Here is a 16801-nt window from a genome sequence, read left to right as displayed (position 1 = left end):
TATTTTTTATGAAAAAAATTGAAAGCCGGTGAAATTTTACTGATCGTAAAATTTCGCCGGCTTTTTAGTTTAGAGATGGGTTTTGTCCCAGCCTCGGATACTATTATTTTATTTTGAACTAAGTGTATCGAACAAGGTCATTTGTTCAGTCCTTTTTTCAATGCATCCCAAATCGAATTATCCACTTCTATATCTTTTCTATCTGGTAGTTCGCCATCTTCTTTAGCTTTCCAATATGCCCACTTGACTGGTTGACTTCCTAATTCAAAATCCATACCTTCCCACGTATCTTCACGAAATGCATAAAATGCCCAGTGCCAGCCATAATCATCGAAAATATCAATTAAATCCTTTACATATTGATCGGCTCCGCCAACCATTCGGTTAATTCCAAACTCTTCAGCAATAATTCGGTTGTTTGGTATATTGTGTTGCTCTGTCCATTGTACAACTGGTTTTAAAAAATCTTTCAATGCAGCTTTATCGAACATTTTTTCTGCTTGATTTTCACCAACCTTCACCTTGCCAGGATAAGTGTATGTGAATCCTTTTTTTCGATTTTGGCTTGTCATTTCATAAGGCTCATACATATGGAATGCATATAACACATTATCGTCATCTATTGGTTTTAAATATTTAATTGCCCATGGAGTGGCAAATAAACCTGAATCTAAAATAATTGGTGTGTCAGAATCTACAGTTCGTATAGAATCTACAATTGTTTCATAAAGCAGGTTTAAATCTGCGGGAGTATTTTCTAATTTGTTGTACCATTTGTCATAATCTTCTGTCCAAAAATCATTAAATCCCGTAGCTGTTTCAGGGTGTGGCTCATTAATTACGTTATATCCAACCACTGCAGGATGATCTTTCAAACGGAAGGCAAGATCTTTCCAAAAAAGCGCTGCTTGCTCATGATATTTAAAGTCTTGCCAAATACGGTCGTCATTTTCATAATTATTAAACTGCCTCCAACGATTTCCTGGAAGACTTAGAACGGTTAGTACAACTTTTGACCCTCTTGCATATGCTGCATCCAAATCCTCTTTTAACTTTATAAAATCTTCTTCAACAATTCCCTCATATTGATCTGCATTACCGATTAAGAAATCTTTACTAGGATTAGAGTCTTTCCCGTCATTAAATAAGAAGTCTCTATCTTTTGCCCATTTATCAGGTGCTAAACGGATAAATTCAATATCGAATTTATTCGCTTCTTCATAATTTTTCGGTAAAGAAGTAGAATTCATAAAATTTGTTCCTTTTCTTTGCCCATCCCAAAAATCTTTCTTTATCTCCTTTACTTCTTGTATTTCCTGTTTCTTCTCTTGCTCTAAAGAACTACAGCCAGCAGCAAGTGCTACTGTTAAAGCACAACCAAGGGAGGCTACCATTTTGAATTTATTTTTCAGCCATTTCCTTTGATTTATTTCTCTCATAATATCACCTCGCGATATATACTACTGAACCTGTGTTACGTGAATGTGACAAAATATGCGGATGTGTATATGTTTATCTGAAATCAAATTAAGGATCTTTGAAAAGTATTTAATGAGGAATTAGGGTAGAGAATGTATGTAGATTAATTTATTGATAATCGATTTTTTCAACTTCTAAAACTCAAAATATAGTCTTAGATAATTTGCATAAGATTTAATGGTGTTTTCTGCTCTCCCTATATTGGAAAGATATTTTAAATAGTAGATCCAAACTCTTATACCTCCATCTTCTTCCTCAGTTTCATTAATAACTATAAGAACTATAAAACCACACCCATATATAAAGCATTTAACCATAAAAAAAGAACAGTAGCTAACGTAGAAAACGTTAACTACTGCTCGTAATTATAGTATATAAAATCATTCTGCTTGTTGTTTAAACTTATTTTTAGATGGAACAAATAGAGTTAATACAAATGCAATGATCGCTAAGATTGTCATGAAATAATAGGCATCACTTGAACCTAAGGTTGAAGCAAGTGTGCGAATACCTTCAGCCGTAGCATTTGGTGTTTCTGCTAGCAATGTTTTCGCATGGTTTGTCGTTTGTGCTGTAAAAATTGTAATAACGACAGCAGATCCAATGGCACCTGCAATTTGGCGTAATGTATTATTTACTGCTGTACCATGTGTGACAAGTGTCTTAGGTAAGGCATTTAAACCAGCTGTGTTCAATGGCATTGTAATAAAACTCAACCCTATACGTAGAAAAATAGTACGTATCATTATAAAGCTATAAGTTGTTGTGTCTGATAAATCCGTTACAACCCACATTGAAGGAATGACAAAAATCAAACCGATAATAAATAACGGCTTTGCCCCAAAGCGGTCATACATTTTTCCTGTCACTGGAGACATAAAGGCATTTACAAGTGCACCCGGTAATAATAATAAACCAGCGTCTAAAGCCGTAAATCCTCTTCCGTTTTGTAAATACATTGGTAATAAAATCATGTCCGCATACATCATCATTGTGACAATAATATTGATGATGGACGTTAGCGTAAATAATTTATTGTTAAAAACGGATAAGTTAAGAAGTGGATCAGCAGATTTAATTTGTCGTAGACAGAATATTGCTGTAATCATTATCCCTACAAGTATAGAAGCGATTACAACTTTATCATCCCAACCATGGCTTCCTGCATTACTAAAACCATACAAAATAAGACCAAAGCCAATTGTCGATAAAATAACACTGATTACATCTAACTTCGTTTTTGCTGTTTCTGAAACATTAATTAAATATTTCATTGCCATAAATATAATGATCACGACAAATGGAATTATTCCGATAAATAACCAACGCCATGAATAATAATCTATAACGAAACCTGCTAATGTTGGTGCAATGGCTGGAGCGAAAATCATAGCTAGCCCAATTAACCCCATCATACTGCCTCTTTTTTCAGGAGGAAAAATAAACATCACGATGCTCATTAGCAATGGCATAATAATTCCTGCTCCAATTGCTTGAATCATACGACCTATTAGTAAAGTGGTGAAGTTCGGAGCTATTGCACAAAAAATAGAGCCTAATAATAAAAACAGCATTGAACTTATAAATAATTGTCGTGTTGAAAAACGTTTCATTAAGTATGCTGTTATAGGGACTAGCACCCCGTTTACTAACATAAAACCAGTAGACAACCACTGAACGGTTGTAGCAGAAACGGAAAATACGTCCATTAAATTACTTAATGCAACGTTTAACAATGTTTGGTTTAGTGTAGATAAAAAACACCCTAAAATTAGTACTGTTAATAGTACCTTTTTATTTATTGATTCCGGCATTAATTTATTCCTCTTTCCACTTGTTTTATTAACACAATGTCAATAAAATAGATAATAACATTTTTATTTTTTGATTCCTATTTACAATTTTTCAAGAAGTGTCAATTAAACAACAAAATTTAAAATACTATTAATTAAATTTGTATTTAATAGATAAAGGAGAATTAAATTGACTACACAAAAAAAGCAAGACCCCCGATCTATTCGCTCTAAACGGGTATTCAAAGAAGCTGTTGTAGAAATCTTGATTGAAAACCCAGATATTTCGAAACTTACAGTACAAAAAATAGCCCAACGTGCAGAACTAAATCGAGCAACTTTTTATTTACATTTTTTAGATATTAACGATTTATTAAAGCAGGTAGTTTATGATATTTTCGACGACTTGTTGTCGGAAATATCCCCAACTTTACAAATTGATAATTTAAATAATCAAGAACAATTAATTACGTTTTTAGATTACTTTTATAAGCACCGAAAAATTTTAGCTGTTCTATTTGAGCACCCTGGTTTCAATAAAAAAATGCATATGACACTAAAGGACTTGATTGTCATACAACATAAAAGTGAAGGTGCTAATAGTACTAACACAACTCTATCAATGGATATTCTTGCATCTTCAATACTTGGCATCATCATGTGGTGGCTCAGAAACGGGGTTCACTTTAGCTCCGAATATATAGCCACTCAAATTATTGAGCTATATCGATAATTATTCGTACAAATAAATTGCTAACCTCAAAATGTGGGTGTATTTCGTTATGAAAGCATTTTGTTGCTGTCGCTGCGCTTTCGCACAGAAAAAACATTTTGTTGCTGTCGCTGCGCTTTCGCACAGAATACAATCGCTGAAGTAAAGATAAAAGTACCCTTTAAATGAAAGAAACGTCATCTAAAGGGTACTTATGTTTTTGATTAAGTTAATTTATTGTTATTCCAAGAGAATATGGATTGATCGGATGTCAGGAAGGTTTGTGGGAAAACCTCCTGTGCATCTGCTAAAAATTTCGGTAAATCATGTGGTAAAAAGCGGGCACTTAAATGGTTCAGCAGTAAATAGTTTGCTCCTGCCTGTTGTGCCACCTTTGCCGCTTCGACATTTGTAGAGTGTCCATAGTTCGCTGCTAAATCTGTCGTAGTATCATCAAAGGTCGCTTCATGAATAACGATATCTGCTCCATAAGCTAATGAAACAGCCTCTGGACAATATTTAGTATCCCCTAAGATAGTGAGCGTAAAGCCTTTTTTAGATGGGGCGACAACATCTTTCGCATATACAACGGTGCCATCAGCTAGCTCAATATCTTTCCCTGATTTTAATTGTCCTAGCAAAGGACCTTTCGGAACACCAAGAGCCTGTGCTTTTTCCATTAACAGCTCGCCAGGCAAATCCTTTTGCTCAATACGGTATCCATAGCATGGAACTACATGTCCCAATTCACTCGCACTTACTGTAAAATGTTCATCTTCATAAATAATACCTTCATGAACTTCAACAAATTGTAATGGATATGTTAAATGCGTCTTTGACAAGGCTAAGGTTTGCTCAATCCATTGCTGTAAACCTTGTGGGCCAAATATTGTTAATGGTTCGTCCCCGCCTTGAAATGAACGAGAGCTTAAAAAGCCAGGTAATCCAAAAATATGATCACCGTGTAAATGTGTAATAAATATTTTTGTTACTTTACGTGGCTTTAACGATGTATGCAAAATTTGATGTTGGGTCGCCTCCCCACAATCAAAAAGCCACATTTCCCCCACTTCATCTAATAGCTTTACCATTAGAGCACTTGTATTTCGTTCCTTTGAAGGCATTCCTGCGCCTGTTCCTAAAAAATGTAGTTGCACATATGCCACCTCACTTCTATTTCTATATCGCTTTATTGTACCCTATTGCTTCCAATAAAAAAAACCTTTGGTCACTAGTTTTGTCCAAAGGTTTCATAATTATTTCGGCTCCCATGATACGATTGCCGCATGGAAATCATGACGATAATAATAACGCCCGTTCTTTTCCTCAATAAACGGCAAGAGCGATTCCTCAACATGCTCTCTATTAAAAGTATTATTTAATATTTTTTTACTTTGTGTTGTGACAAGTTGCTCATAGCTTTCATATTCATACACTCGTTCTAAAGGAATGATTTTGCACTCTGCATAAATGTCCATTTCATAGAGCAAATTTAAAAATTCTATATAATCTCTTCGTGGAAATTTAATATCGTAGCCATACTTTTCGTATAATATTTCATAGTGGGGTTGAATCGGCCCTGTTGTCATGCCAATAATTGCACGCTTTTTAGCTAGACGATTCATATGGTAAAGTGCTGATTTGATTTCATACATACGATAAAAGCAATTGACACCAATAACTATATCGTGCGCTCCTACTTCATCTTCAGTAAGGCTTTCCCATTTTGCATGAATATAAGAAACATGTTGCTTGTCTTCCATGCAATTTTCTAAATAGCTAAGAATACTTTCTGAGCTATCTACACACGTTAGCTTGCGCACATGATCAGCTAGTGGAAATGTATAATTACCCCAGCCTGGACCAATTTCCAATACCAAGTCCTCAGGTTGAATACTTTTTTTAATTTCTTGAAAAATTTTTGCAGCATAAGGATCTGTTTGTCCAGCCTTTTTACGTGCGATTGACTGTGCCCAAAACTGCTCCTCTAGTTGATCATTGACCATTCTTTCAGGCATTTGGCCATGCCAGTCCTTCATACCTTCCTGCCATAACGCCTCATAATTAATAGCTAACGGTCCTTTTCTTGTCATACAGGTACCTCAATATTCATGATTTCATATACTTTTTTCATATCGAGATTAGCACGCACATGCTTTGCCAGCATATTGTAAGCGTCCTCTCTACGTTCCGCGTCACTTTTCACATCGCTTGGTAAAGCAGCGAGCCCCTTTTTCACGCGAATGTCGTTGACAAGCTGTCGTGTAAAGGTACGATTATGGAATAAACCATGGAAATATGTTCCAATCACTTGTTCATCAGCACTTACTGCCCCATCTACTCGTCCATCTGCAAGCTGTAAAAATGGTGAAACTTCATCACGTAAAATTTTTGTACGTCCTAGATGAATTTCATAGCCAGTAAACGTATCCTGTCCTCTTGTTCCTGTCATTTGAACTGTTTTTTTATCGCCAACAAAAACAGTTTCCATTGGCAATAAACCTAGACCTTGCGCTGAATCACCATTACCTTCTACTGCATCTGGGTCTAGTAACGTTTCGCCAAGCATTTGGAAGCCACCGCAAATGCCAATAATTTTTGTCCCTCGTGCGCGTAAATTTTCTATCGCATGATCGAAGCCTTGTGCCTTTAACCACGCTAAATCATCTATTGTACTTTTTGTTCCAGGTAGTATAAGTAAGTCGGGCGTGCCAAGCTCATTGACATTGCCAATTAAACGCACACCAACCTCTGGCTCATCAAAAAATGGATCAACATCCGTAAAGTTTGAAATGCGCGGCAGGCGAATCATTGCCACATCCACTGCAAACTCCCCTTGCTTTGGTTTTTTAAAACGCAACGAAGATAGTGCTAACGAATCTTCAGCCTCAATATTGACATCTATATATGGTACAACTCCAAGGACAGGAATCCCCGTTTCACGCTCAACCCATTCAACGCCATCATCGAGTAATTCACGCATCCCTCTAAACTTATTAATAATCAGCCCTTTTACACGTGCACGTTCTGCATCGTCAAGTAATGCGAGTGTTCCAACAATCGATGCAAATACTCCGCCTCGATCGATATCAGCAACTAGCACAACCGCTGCATCTGCTAGATGAGCCATGCGCATATTTGCTATGTCACGGTCTTTCAAATTGATTTCTGCCGGACTTCCCGCACCTTCAAGAACAATGACATCATATGTATTTTGTAAAGTTCGTACTGACTTTTCAACGATCGGCATCGCTTCTTGTACGAATTGATTGCGATAGCTTTTGGCGTCCATATTTAAAAAATGTCTGCCATGAACAATCACTTCCGATACCATATCCTGCTTTGGTTTTAGCAATATAGGATTCATATCCGTAGTTGCGACAACACGTGCTGCCTCTGCTTGTACACCCTGTGCACGGCCAATTTCACCGCCATCTTGAGTTACAAACGAGTTAAGGGCCATATTTTGTGATTTAAACGGTACTACCTTTAGCCCATCATCAGAGAAAATACGGCACAGCGCAGTACAAATCATACTTTTCCCTACATCAGAAGCCGTCCCTTGAATCATGATAGATTTTGCTGGCATAGTCTTTTCCCTCCTTTTTTTATAGTTGAAGTTCGGGTGTTCTTCTTGCTTTCGCGGGTATTCTGTTGCGATCCGCGAGTATTTCCCCTCAGAGCGCGAGTATTCTCACAAACGTGCGAAGTTCAACTTGATACACGGGGTTCAGCTTGCTTCCCGGGATTCTACCCCTTTCCGCGGGCATTCCCTCCAAAGCGGGGGTATTCTGCTTCGTTCCGCGAGTATTCCTCCCCAAAGCGCGAGTATTCTGCTTCGTTCCGCGAGTATTTCCCCTCAGAGCGCGAGTATTCTGCTTCATTCCGCGAGTATTTCCCCTCAAAGCGCGAGTATTCTCACAAACGTGCGAAGTTCAACTTGATACATGGGGTTCAGCTTGCTCCGCGTGTATCCCCTCCAAAGCGCGGGTACCCACCGCTGCAAGAGGATCTAATTAGAATTCAAGACCTTTAACAGCTGGAATGCCTTCGTCATAATAATGCTTTGTCGCATCGATGGTTGATACTAAATCAGCCATTGCAATTAGCGCTGGATTGGCGCTACGGCCTGTTACAACTAAATGCATTGTAGATGGGCGCTGTTGAATAGCTTCAATGACTTCGGCTAATGGGAGCACATCATCGATTGGGAATTTTGTAATAGCAAGCGCATTGTTGAGCTCGTCTAATACGAGTACATCAATACTGTCGTCTTGCAGAGCGGCCTTTGTTTTTTTCCATGCCTTTGCTAACGCAGCGCGATGCTCCTCGGGTGTTTTTGTCCAAGTGAAGCCGATTCCCATTTGCTCCATTTCTACGCCAAGCTTCCGAAGAGCAATTTGCTCACCGTATGTACGCTCTGGTGATTTAATAAATTGCATGTAACGCACCTTTAGGCCTCGACCTACTGCGCGTAATGTGACACCAAGAGAAGCTGTTGTTTTGCCCTTCCCTTCACCTGTATAAACTAAAAGCAAGCCTTTTCTAGCCATTCTTTAAGCCTCCCTTAAAGCCATGTTGTTTTTTCTTCAAATGAGGTACGTTTCTTGTCTTTAAGCTCCTGCTCTTCTGGGTAGCCAATAAAGATCGTTCCTACTACTTTTTGTGATTCACTTGCGCCAATGAATGCGTGCATACGCGGGTCATGAACAAGCCCTACACCACGTGTACGCCATACGAAGCCAAGTCCTTGCTCCTCTGCGGTAAGCCACATAGACATAATAGCGCTACATACAGCAAAGACATTATCTGCTGTCGCATCAGCATCGTCTTCTACTATATCTGCTGTCACAACAATGGCCACAGGCGTTGTTTGAACAACTTTTAACGAGCTTTCCACTAAATTTGGTTTTGTGGGGAATCGCTCTTGCAAATAAGCATTTGCCATTTCCTCGTAGCGTTTCATCGCATCGCCTTGAATAACATAAAAATGCCAAGGTTCGCGCATACGGTCATTTGGAGCATAAGTTGCTGCTTGTAAAATTTGCTCGATTTTTTCTTTTTCAACAGGCTGTGTCGTGTAATTGCGAATCGCTCGACGATTTTTTAAAGCCTCGATTACTGTCATGATGTGTTTCCTCCCTATGCTCAAATAACTTTTGTCTTTATGTAAGGCCTAGTCCCTGTTCTTCAAACCATTGAATTTTGTCACGTACATTGACGACTTCGCCAACGACGATCATGGAAGGATTATGATAGCCTTCTCGTTCAATAATGCTTGCAATTTCATCAAGCTGTCCTGTAATGGTACGCTGTTGCTCTGTTGTTCCCCACTCAATAACGGCCACTGGAGTAGTTGCTTTGCGACCATTTTCGATGAGCTTTCTAGAAATATAAGCAATATTACCAACACTCATATAAAAGGCGACTGTATCGATGCCTGTTGCAAGTGCTGGCCAATTTAAAAAGTCCTGTCCTTTTTCCTCACGACCATGCCCTGTTACAAGCGCAAAGCTTGTTGCAAAATCACGGTGTGTTACAGGGATGCCGGCATACGCTGGGGCAGCAATTCCAGCTGTAATACCTGGCACAATTTCATAAGCAATACCATGACTTTTTAAAATTTCCGCTTCTTCTGCACCACGACCAAAAACAAATGGATCGCCACCTTTTAATCGTGTGACAACCTTGCCTTCCTGCGCTTTTTCGACGAGTAATGTATGAATCTCATCTTGAATTAAGTGATGCTTACCAGGTAATTTACCACAGTACACAAGCTCAGCATCTTTTTTCGCAAACTCTAGTAATTTCGGGTTCACAAGACGGTCATATGCAATGACATCAGCCTTTTGAATACATTCGAGCCCGTATACTGTAATGAGCTTTGGATCTCCTGGTCCAGCTCCAACTAAATACACTATTCCGTCTTTCATCGCGCTTCTCCCATCAGTATTTGTTGTAAAAATGCTTCACGTCTATCAATCTCTCCACTACGTGTCCATTCTAGTAGGTTTGGTTCAAGTAATGCTTGTAAAGCGGTACGTCTTTGTGAGCCTTTTTCAAACTTAGCAGCAATCATTAAACGTGCTTGCTGTAGGAAGCATACATAGTCATCATAAACGTCATCAAATTGCTCTTCGAGATCAGCTTTGATTTTACGCGCTAGTGCTGGACTGGCACCTGACGTTGACACTGTTAACACTAAAGGACCACGGCGCACTGTTGCTGGCGTTATAAAGTCGCTTTCAGCCTGTGCATCTGCACGGTTGATGAGCTGCCAATGTTGTGCCGCTTCTTGGACAGCCTCATTTACTGACGTATCATTTGTTGCCGCAATGATGAGCGATGCATCATCTAAATCACGCGCTTCAAATTCTTTTTCACGCCACGTAATTTGCCCTGACTCAGCAAGAGGCAGTAAGGATTCATCTAGAGTTGGACTGACAACGACGATATTAGCTTTAGCTGGAAGCAGTGAAGCTACCTTCTGTGTTGCTACGTGCCCTCCTCCAACAATTACTACGGTTTTATATTCAATATTGATATGAATAGGAAAATAATTAGTCATGATTTTTCACCTTCTTACAAGCTGTTAGCCAATTGTCAACAAGCTTTGGGTTAGATACAAAATGAAAATGCGTATAGCCAGCTACTAAATTTCCTTCTTGGTAGCCCTCTTTCTTGTTACCAAAGCGCCCCTTCGTTTCATAGGCCGGCGTATTATGCGAGCCGCTATATTTTGAATAGTGGAATTCATGTCCCTTTGCTTCTTCATCCGTACCAATTAAAAAATTATTTGGTGTGCCGAAAATCTCACGGTAGCCGAGAGCCGCTAGTTTTGTTTGCATCGCTACTTCTCCCGGAATAACACCAACCATGTCATAACGGTCACCATTGCTATTCGTAATAGCCTCCGTCAAATACATAAAGCCACCACACTCAGCTAATGTTGGAAGACCTTTGGCAATTGCTTCACGAATAGACTTTTTGGCATCCGAATTATCCGCTAAAATATCTGCAAATTCCTCTGGGAAGCCCCCACCTATATACAATCCGTCTGCTTCAGTCGGTACAGGCTCATTCGCAAGTGGTGAGAAAAATTGAAGCTCGGCTCCTTTTGCACGCAGTAAATTCAAATTCTCTTCATAATAAAAGTTAAACGCGGCATCCTTTGCTACAGCGATGCAAATATTTTGAGATGGTTGCTCCGCATATAGTTGTCCTGATTCTTGTAGAACAGGAGCCTTTGTTAATGCAAGCAATTGATCTAAATCAATGGTGTCAGCCATTAGAGCGCCTAGCTTATCAAAAAATGTATCGAGTTCTCCTCGTTCGATGGCAGGAACTAATCCTAAATGACGACTAGGAATATCAATCCCTTCCTCACGCTTCAAATAGCCGATGACAGGAATACCACATTCCTGCTCGATGGCAGCCTTCGCAATCTCATAATGACCAACACTTCCGACTTGGTTGGCAATGACACCAACGATATTCGGTTGATCCGACAACAATTGAAAACCTTTCACAACTGCCGCTACACTTCGTGCCATACTTGCACAATTGACAATTAAAATAACAGGACTCTCTGTGACAACACTAATGTCTGCTGCAGAGCCAGCATCCGATAGCGGACTTTTGCCATCATAAAAGCCCATAACTCCTTCAATAATGGAAACATCAGCATCTTTGCTTGCGCGCGCGACTATATCACGCACTGCTTCATGTGAAAACATCCAACTATCGATATTGCGAGATACACGTCCTGTTACGGCAGTATGATAGGTAGGGTCAATATAATCGGGACCACATTTAAAGCCTTGCACAATTTTGCCCTTTTCTTGTAACGCTTTCATGAGTCCAATGGTAAAGGTTGTTTTACCAACTCCACTACCAGTACCAGCAAGTACAAAGCGATTCGTTTGCATAGGCTTCCTCCTTAAAATGTTAATCTAGCAACTGAGATTGTAGCATTGCCCGATTTTTTCTTTTCTAGCACAAGCGAATCGACCTGCGCATAACGCATAGCTGCAGGCTCACTCACCCCGTATGCTCCTGTATATTTAAATACGGTTTCCGAAGGTGATGGGAAATCAATTTCATTTAATTCCGCCGGTGAATATGTTACAAACTCCCAATCGTATTTCTTCGTTATTTCTAGTAGGCATTGCTCGTCCTTCTTTAAATCAATCGTGCATAGCGCTTTCACACTTTTTTTCGAAAGCTTCAGCTCTGCAAGAGTTTCATCAATGACTTGCTCAATTTCTTCCACAGCTGTTCCACGATTACAGCCCATGCCAAGCACGACCGATTTTGGTCGATAAATGACACCATTTTCAAGAAGTACTTCTTCCTCCGGGTCAATGATGCGGTCAGTAATCAGCAGAGTAGCATGTGGTTTCGCTTCAATCGCAGCATATGTTGACGGGTAAATTTTAATTTGTTCTGGCATTGCTGTGTCACGCATCCACCAATCACGTTCCCCCGTTTCCTGAACGATTGCAACATGCTCCTCGTTAACAACAGAGGCACTGACAGGTGTCAGTTTAACGGCGCTATCCCATACCCAGCCAAAACGTGCACCAAATAAATCAACCGGAATGGTCTTTTGCACATCTGAGGCTGTTGTAATAATCGGATTTGCTCCAAGTGCTGCAGCTACTTCATGTGTCAGTTCATTGGCGCCACCTAAATGTCCCGATAACACGCTAATTACGTTTTCACCACGATCGTCAATGACAACAACGCCTGGATCTGTCTTTTTATCCTTTAAAATCGGTGCTATCATGCGTACAACTGCACCGAGTGAAATGATTAAAATTAAGCCTTTATATTGCTTAAAAAGAGTAGGCAACAGTAAACGCACAGTACCTGTAAACATCTGAATATGCTTTTCTGCTTCATCACCTTGCTCGAATTTACTCATGTAATATAAGTCGCTCGCAGCAAAGGTTTGCTGCAAGCGACGTCCAATTTGAACACCGTGCTTTGTAATGGCGACAACTGCATAAGGATTTCGTTGGTCAACCTCTGGCAATACGCCCTCTTGTAACTCAATCACTAGTCTTCACGCCTTTTCTAAAGCCATGTGTAAAAGTAGCATCATATAATTTCGAACGATATTGATCTTTATCATGAATATCTGGATCTAATGCCCAGCCAGCTAAAATCATCGCATGCTTACGAACACCGTTTACACGCATGGCTTCATCCAGTTCAATTAATGTTGTACGTACGATTTTTTGATCTGGCCAAGAAGCTCGTTGAATAACAGCTACTGGTGTATCATCAGCCCAGCCAGCATTTTGTAATTCTTTTACTATTTTCTTTGTTAACGTTGCGCTCAGGAATAAGGCAATTGTACAATGATGACTTGCTAAATCACGTAGCTTTTCAAATTCTGGTACAGGAGTACGTCCTTCGGCACGCGTTAAAATAAGTGTTTGTGTTAAGTCAGGAATAGTTAATTCTGCCCCAATTGCCGCTGCAGAAGCGAAGACAGAGCTAACACCAGGAATAACCTCGTAACCAATACCTTCTTTTTTTAATAGTGCCACCTGCTCCATGATGGCTCCATACATCGCAGGGTCCCCTGTATGCATACGAGCTACCACTTTCCCCGCATTGACACGATCTACCATAGTCGCTACCATTTCCTCTAAATGCATACCTGCCGTACGAATAACCTCTGCATCTGGTCGTGCCTTTGCAATAAGGTCCTCACTCACTAAAGAATCTGTATACATTACTACGTCCGCTGTTTGTAGCATATGTAAACCCTTCACTGTAATTAAATCTGGATCACCAGGACCAGCGCCGACAATATATATTTTCTTCATTATTTACGCACCACCATTAACGTTAAATATTCTAAATCGACACCGTCTAGCTCGCGTACATCCCAAATAATCTCTTCGTCTGACGTTACCTTTGTTACGACTGATGCCTTATCAAGTAAATCTAAATCACGAAGCACCTCAAGCATTAAATCAATAACCTTCGCTACTTTTATGAACACCACTGCATCGTGACTTTCAATCGCTTCACGCATCGCCTCATAGTTATCATGGGCAGGGACAATGGCAACACGATCATCGCCATCTGCCAGCGCAATGCCAAGTCGTGATGCTGAACCGTTGAACGAAGAAATACCAGGAACTGTTTGAATTTCAACGTCCGGGTGCATGTCCTGCATAAGCTTCATCATATGGATGAACGTACTATATAATAATGGGTCACCTTCTGTAACAAATGCGACATCCTTACCTTCTTTTAATTTTCCATAGACAAGTTCCACTGATTTCGTCCATTCACGTTCTAATACTGCTTCATCTTTTGTCATTGGAAATACTAGTCCAAGCATGTCCTTCTCTTCTGGGTTAATATAAACATCTACGATACGATGCGCATAACTTTTACTGCCTTTTAGTTTTTTCGGATAGGCAATAACAGGCGATTCTTGAATGACACGGAATGCCTTAACTGTAATTAACTCTGGATCGCCAGGACCTACGCCCAAGCCATATAAAATACCAAGATTACTCATGATTTTCTTCCTTTCGATATGCAGAAATAATGTAAATTGGATTTAATGGGACAAAACGTGTCATATCTAATATTGGTTTACTGCGCGCAAGCTGTGCCTGCAAGATGTCTACAGCAAAGCCACAAGACTTAAACGCTTCGACTGCTTTATATAAATTTTCAATGGTTGCAGCATTCAAGACAATACGACCATTTGGCTTTAAGCGTGTACAGCACAATTGTAATAACTCCACCATTTCTCCTCCCGTGCCGCCGATAAAAATCGCATCCGGATCAGGGAAGTTTTCAAGTCCTGCTGGCGCTTTACTATGAATAGCTGTAATATCTACACGGAACTTTTGCTGATTTTGCAGGCAATTTTCTAAATCTGGAGCGTTTTTCTCCACGGCAAATATTTGACCTTCTGGCGCAAGCTTGCCTGCCTCAATTGCCATCGAACCCGTACATGTCCCAACGTCCCAAATAGTGCTATCCTTTTGCAGTTGCATCGCTTGTAAACTTAAGACACGAATTTCTTTTTTCGTAATCAGCCCTTTGTCTGGCTTACGCTGTGAGAATTCTTCATCATCGATACCGAGTGCATAGCGTTTCGGTTCTGAAGTTTGCTGTAAAATGACAACATTTAATGGAGAAAAATCAGCCATTTCTAATTCATCAAGCGAATACCAACCGAATTTTTCATTTGTGCCCTGTAAATTTTCTGCGACAAATGCACGGTACTCTGTCATGCCAAAGTGCTTTAAATAACGTGCCAACTCATTCGGATTATTCTCTGCATCTGTTAGCAATGCCACTTTCTTTTTACCATCAATTCGTTGTGCTAAGCCTTTCATGGAGCGCCCATGAATACTTGTAACATAAGCATCCTGCCAGCTTTCCCCCATCTTTGAAAAAGCAAGCTGCACAGAGCTCATATATGGATAAACGTCAATGTCTAGCTTTTTCGCTAAATAACCACCGATTCCGTAAAATAATGGATCACCTGACGCTAAAATAACTGTATTTCTTGTTTCTGCAGATAACCTTTCGACAAGCGCTGAAAGACCACCTTTAATCAACATTTTTTCTCCAGTAAAGTTTGGGAAAAATTCTAGAACACGCTCTCCACCAACAAGTACCTCACAGTCTTCGATCCACTGTACATATTGCGGTAGTAAGCTTTCTTGTCCGTTATCCCCGATCCCAATCAATTTCATCGATCGATGCAATGTCATCAGCCCTTCCTAATAATTGTCCCTGCATCGAATAGATCGATGTGGAAAGCGTTAAACCGCCCTTAATATGATGTAATGAAGAATAACAGCAAGCTTCACATAAGTGGTTGAAAAATGCATCATAGCCCTTTTCTGCCATAATTTCTCCGACCTGTGAAGCAGTGTTTGCCTCTCGTACGTTTGTAACGGTTTCTTCATCTGCACCTATATCCACTGCTAATTGTGCTAAAAAGTTAAAATCAATAGGAGCACTTTTGGAGTGCACCATCATGACACCTTGTGCCACCTTCGAGAATTTCCCCATCATACCAACAAGCGATACTTGCTTCATACCAAGTCGTTTACAATGCTTTAATGTAAAGCCTACAAAATCGCCCATTTCTATAAACGCTTCCTCTGGCAAATGAGGGTACTGTGCCATCCCATACTTTTCACTGCGGCCACCAGTCGTCACAACTAGATGCTCACAACCAGCCTCTTTTGCAACACTAATCGCTTGGACAATGCTGGCCATATAGGCGGAACTCGAAAAAGGCACGACGGTTCCCCTTGTGCCTAAAATGGAGATGCCTCCAATAATACCAAGTCTCCCATTTAACGTTTTTTTAGCAATTTCCTCACCTTTAGGGACGGAAATAACTACGTTAACGCCTCGTTTAATTTGAAATTCATCAAGTACGCCTTGTACAGTACTATGAATCATCTTCCGTGGTACTGGATTGATGGCCGCTTCTCCGACAGGTACTGGTAAGCCGGGCTTTGTTACACGCCCGACACCAATTCCACCGTCCAGATGAATACCTGGTATATCCGACCAGCTCACCGTGCCGATAATGAGTGCTTTATGTGTTGCGTCTGGGTCATCACCAGCATCTTTAATCGTTTCACAGCTGACAGCATCCTGCTGAAATGTACATCTTTCTATCGTAAAGGTCGCATCTCGCCCAATCGGTAAATGAATGGTACTAGTTTCTTGCTCTTCATTTGTAATTAAGGCAAGTAATGCGGCCTTCGTTACTGCAGTTGCACAGGATCCCGTTGTATAACCGTGACGCATG

16 protein-coding genes are annotated in these 16801 nt (G+C 40.2%); 1 reads left to right on the top strand and 15 read right to left on the bottom strand.

The annotated features are described in order from the left end of the window. Window positions 1-137 precede the first annotated feature (137 nt). Together ACIQ7T_RS22190 and ACIQ7T_RS22185 are read right to left on the bottom strand one after the other, a co-directional pair. The gene (locus ACIQ7T_RS22190; RefSeq protein WP_402873606.1) at window positions 138-1394 is read right to left on the bottom strand and encodes a glycoside hydrolase family 5 protein; all 1257 of its coding nucleotides are present in this window, start codon (window positions 1392-1394) and stop codon (window positions 138-140) included. Between the two features lie 465 nt (window positions 1395-1859). Then, window positions 1860-3293 carry a DHA2 family efflux MFS transporter permease subunit gene (locus ACIQ7T_RS22185; RefSeq protein WP_402873596.1) on the bottom strand — a complete coding sequence of 478 codons (1434 nt, stop codon included), beginning with the start codon at window positions 3291-3293 and terminating at the stop codon, window positions 1860-1862. 169 nt (window positions 3294-3462) lie between these two features. Here ACIQ7T_RS22185 and ACIQ7T_RS22180 point away from each other — a divergent pair, with 169 nt between their 5' ends. Next, on the top strand, window positions 3463-4005 hold the full coding sequence (locus ACIQ7T_RS22180; protein ID WP_402873593.1) for a TetR/AcrR family transcriptional regulator: 543 nt from the start codon (window positions 3463-3465) through the stop codon (window positions 4003-4005). A 203-nt stretch (window positions 4006-4208) separates the two neighbouring features. On the opposite strand, the gene rnz is transcribed toward ACIQ7T_RS22180, so the two are convergent. From rnz to ACIQ7T_RS22115, 13 genes are all read right to left on the bottom strand, one after another. Then, window positions 4209-5141 (bottom strand): ribonuclease Z, encoded by a 933-nt coding sequence (gene rnz, locus ACIQ7T_RS22175; protein ID WP_402873571.1) that lies wholly within the window; start codon window positions 5139-5141, stop codon window positions 4209-4211. 99 nt (window positions 5142-5240) lie between these two features. Then, window positions 5241-6077 (bottom strand): class I SAM-dependent methyltransferase, encoded by an 837-nt coding sequence (locus ACIQ7T_RS22170; RefSeq protein ID WP_402873568.1) that lies wholly within the window; start codon window positions 6075-6077, stop codon window positions 5241-5243. Then, complete coding sequence (locus ACIQ7T_RS22165) at window positions 6074-7573, bottom strand: cobyric acid synthase (RefSeq protein WP_402873565.1); 1500 nt, start codon at window positions 7571-7573, stop codon at window positions 6074-6076. The genes ACIQ7T_RS22170 and ACIQ7T_RS22165 overlap by 4 nt, the downstream gene beginning before the upstream one ends. A 427-nt stretch (window positions 7574-8000) precedes the next feature. Next, window positions 8001-8537, bottom strand: coding sequence for a cob(I)yrinic acid a,c-diamide adenosyltransferase (locus tag ACIQ7T_RS22160; protein ID WP_370081244.1), 537 nt, complete (start codon window positions 8535-8537; stop codon window positions 8001-8003). Window positions 8538-8551: 14 nt separating this feature from the next. Beyond that, window positions 8552-9112, bottom strand: a complete 561-nt coding sequence (locus tag ACIQ7T_RS22155; protein ID WP_370081246.1) for a nitroreductase family protein — start codon at window positions 9110-9112, stop codon at window positions 8552-8554. Between the two features lie 37 nt (window positions 9113-9149). Continuing rightward, complete coding sequence (cobA, locus tag ACIQ7T_RS22150) at window positions 9150-9917, bottom strand: uroporphyrinogen-III C-methyltransferase (protein ID WP_402873562.1); 768 nt, start codon at window positions 9915-9917, stop codon at window positions 9150-9152. Then, window positions 9914-10552 (bottom strand): precorrin-2 dehydrogenase/sirohydrochlorin ferrochelatase family protein, encoded by a 639-nt coding sequence (locus ACIQ7T_RS22145; protein ID WP_402873559.1) that lies wholly within the window; start codon window positions 10550-10552, stop codon window positions 9914-9916. The genes cobA and ACIQ7T_RS22145 overlap by 4 nt, the downstream gene beginning before the upstream one ends. Beyond that, window positions 10545-11912 carry a cobyrinic acid a,c-diamide synthase CobB gene (locus tag ACIQ7T_RS22140; RefSeq protein ID WP_402873556.1) on the bottom strand — a complete coding sequence of 456 codons (1368 nt, stop codon included), beginning with the start codon at window positions 11910-11912 and terminating at the stop codon, window positions 10545-10547. Before ACIQ7T_RS22140 ends, ACIQ7T_RS22145 begins: the two co-directional genes overlap by 8 nt. Before the next feature lie 11 nt (window positions 11913-11923). Then, the gene (locus tag ACIQ7T_RS22135; protein ID WP_402873553.1) at window positions 11924-13045 is read right to left on the bottom strand and encodes a cobalt-precorrin 5A hydrolase; all 1122 of its coding nucleotides are present in this window, start codon (window positions 13043-13045) and stop codon (window positions 11924-11926) included. After that, window positions 13038-13823 (bottom strand): precorrin-4 C(11)-methyltransferase, encoded by a 786-nt coding sequence (gene cobM / locus ACIQ7T_RS22130; protein WP_402873550.1) that lies wholly within the window; start codon window positions 13821-13823, stop codon window positions 13038-13040. The genes ACIQ7T_RS22135 and cobM overlap by 8 nt, the downstream gene beginning before the upstream one ends. Further along, the gene (gene cobI / locus ACIQ7T_RS22125) at window positions 13823-14530 is read right to left on the bottom strand and encodes a precorrin-2 C(20)-methyltransferase (RefSeq protein WP_402873547.1); all 708 of its coding nucleotides are present in this window, start codon (window positions 14528-14530) and stop codon (window positions 13823-13825) included. Before cobI ends, cobM begins: the two co-directional genes overlap by 1 nt. Further along, window positions 14523-15743, bottom strand: a complete 1221-nt coding sequence (cbiE, locus tag ACIQ7T_RS22120) for a precorrin-6y C5,15-methyltransferase (decarboxylating) subunit CbiE (protein ID WP_402873544.1) — start codon at window positions 15741-15743, stop codon at window positions 14523-14525. The genes cobI and cbiE overlap by 8 nt, the downstream gene beginning before the upstream one ends. Then, window positions 15700-16800, bottom strand: a complete 1101-nt coding sequence (locus tag ACIQ7T_RS22115) for a cobalt-precorrin-5B (C(1))-methyltransferase (protein WP_402873603.1) — start codon at window positions 16798-16800, stop codon at window positions 15700-15702. Before ACIQ7T_RS22115 ends, cbiE begins: the two co-directional genes overlap by 44 nt. Window position 16801 lies beyond the last annotated feature (1 nt).

This window comes from Lysinibacillus sp. NPDC096212, assembly GCF_044763105.1.
Lineage (GTDB): Bacteria > Bacillota > Bacilli > Bacillales_A > Planococcaceae > Lysinibacillus.
Note: the sequence above shows the minus strand (reverse complement) of the source record. Positions and strands in the feature narration are given on the sequence as shown.

Coding starts and splice junctions, on each gene's coding strand:
- cobM (WP_402873550.1), bottom strand. CDS start 13,823: ATGAAGAAAATATATATTGTCGGCGCTGGTCCTGGTGATCCAGATTTA.
- cobA (WP_402873562.1), bottom strand. CDS start 9,917: ATGAAAGACGGAATAGTGTATTTAGTTGGAGCTGGACCAGGAGATCCA.
- cbiE (WP_402873544.1), bottom strand. CDS start 15,743: ATGACATTGCATCGATCGATGAAATTGATTGGGATCGGGGATAACGGA.
- ACIQ7T_RS22160 (WP_370081244.1), bottom strand. CDS start 8,537: ATGGCTAGAAAAGGCTTGCTTTTAGTTTATACAGGTGAAGGGAAGGGC.
- ACIQ7T_RS22115 (WP_402873603.1), bottom strand. CDS start 16,800: ATGCGTCACGGTTATACAACGGGATCCTGTGCAACTGCAGTAACGAAG.
- ACIQ7T_RS22145 (WP_402873559.1), bottom strand. CDS start 10,552: ATGACTAATTATTTTCCTATTCATATCAATATTGAATATAAAACCGTA.
- ACIQ7T_RS22185 (WP_402873596.1), bottom strand. CDS start 3,293: ATGCCGGAATCAATAAATAAAAAGGTACTATTAACAGTACTAATTTTA.
- ACIQ7T_RS22140 (WP_402873556.1), bottom strand. CDS start 11,912: ATGCAAACGAATCGCTTTGTACTTGCTGGTACTGGTAGTGGAGTTGGT.
- ACIQ7T_RS22165 (WP_402873565.1), bottom strand. CDS start 7,573: ATGCCAGCAAAATCTATCATGATTCAAGGGACGGCTTCTGATGTAGGG.
- cobI (WP_402873547.1), bottom strand. CDS start 14,530: ATGAGTAATCTTGGTATTTTATATGGCTTGGGCGTAGGTCCTGGCGAT.
- ACIQ7T_RS22155 (WP_370081246.1), bottom strand. CDS start 9,112: ATGACAGTAATCGAGGCTTTAAAAAATCGTCGAGCGATTCGCAATTAC.
- ACIQ7T_RS22190 (WP_402873606.1), bottom strand. CDS start 1,394: ATGGTAGCCTCCCTTGGTTGTGCTTTAACAGTAGCACTTGCTGCTGGC.
- ACIQ7T_RS22170 (WP_402873568.1), bottom strand. CDS start 6,077: ATGACAAGAAAAGGACCGTTAGCTATTAATTATGAGGCGTTATGGCAG.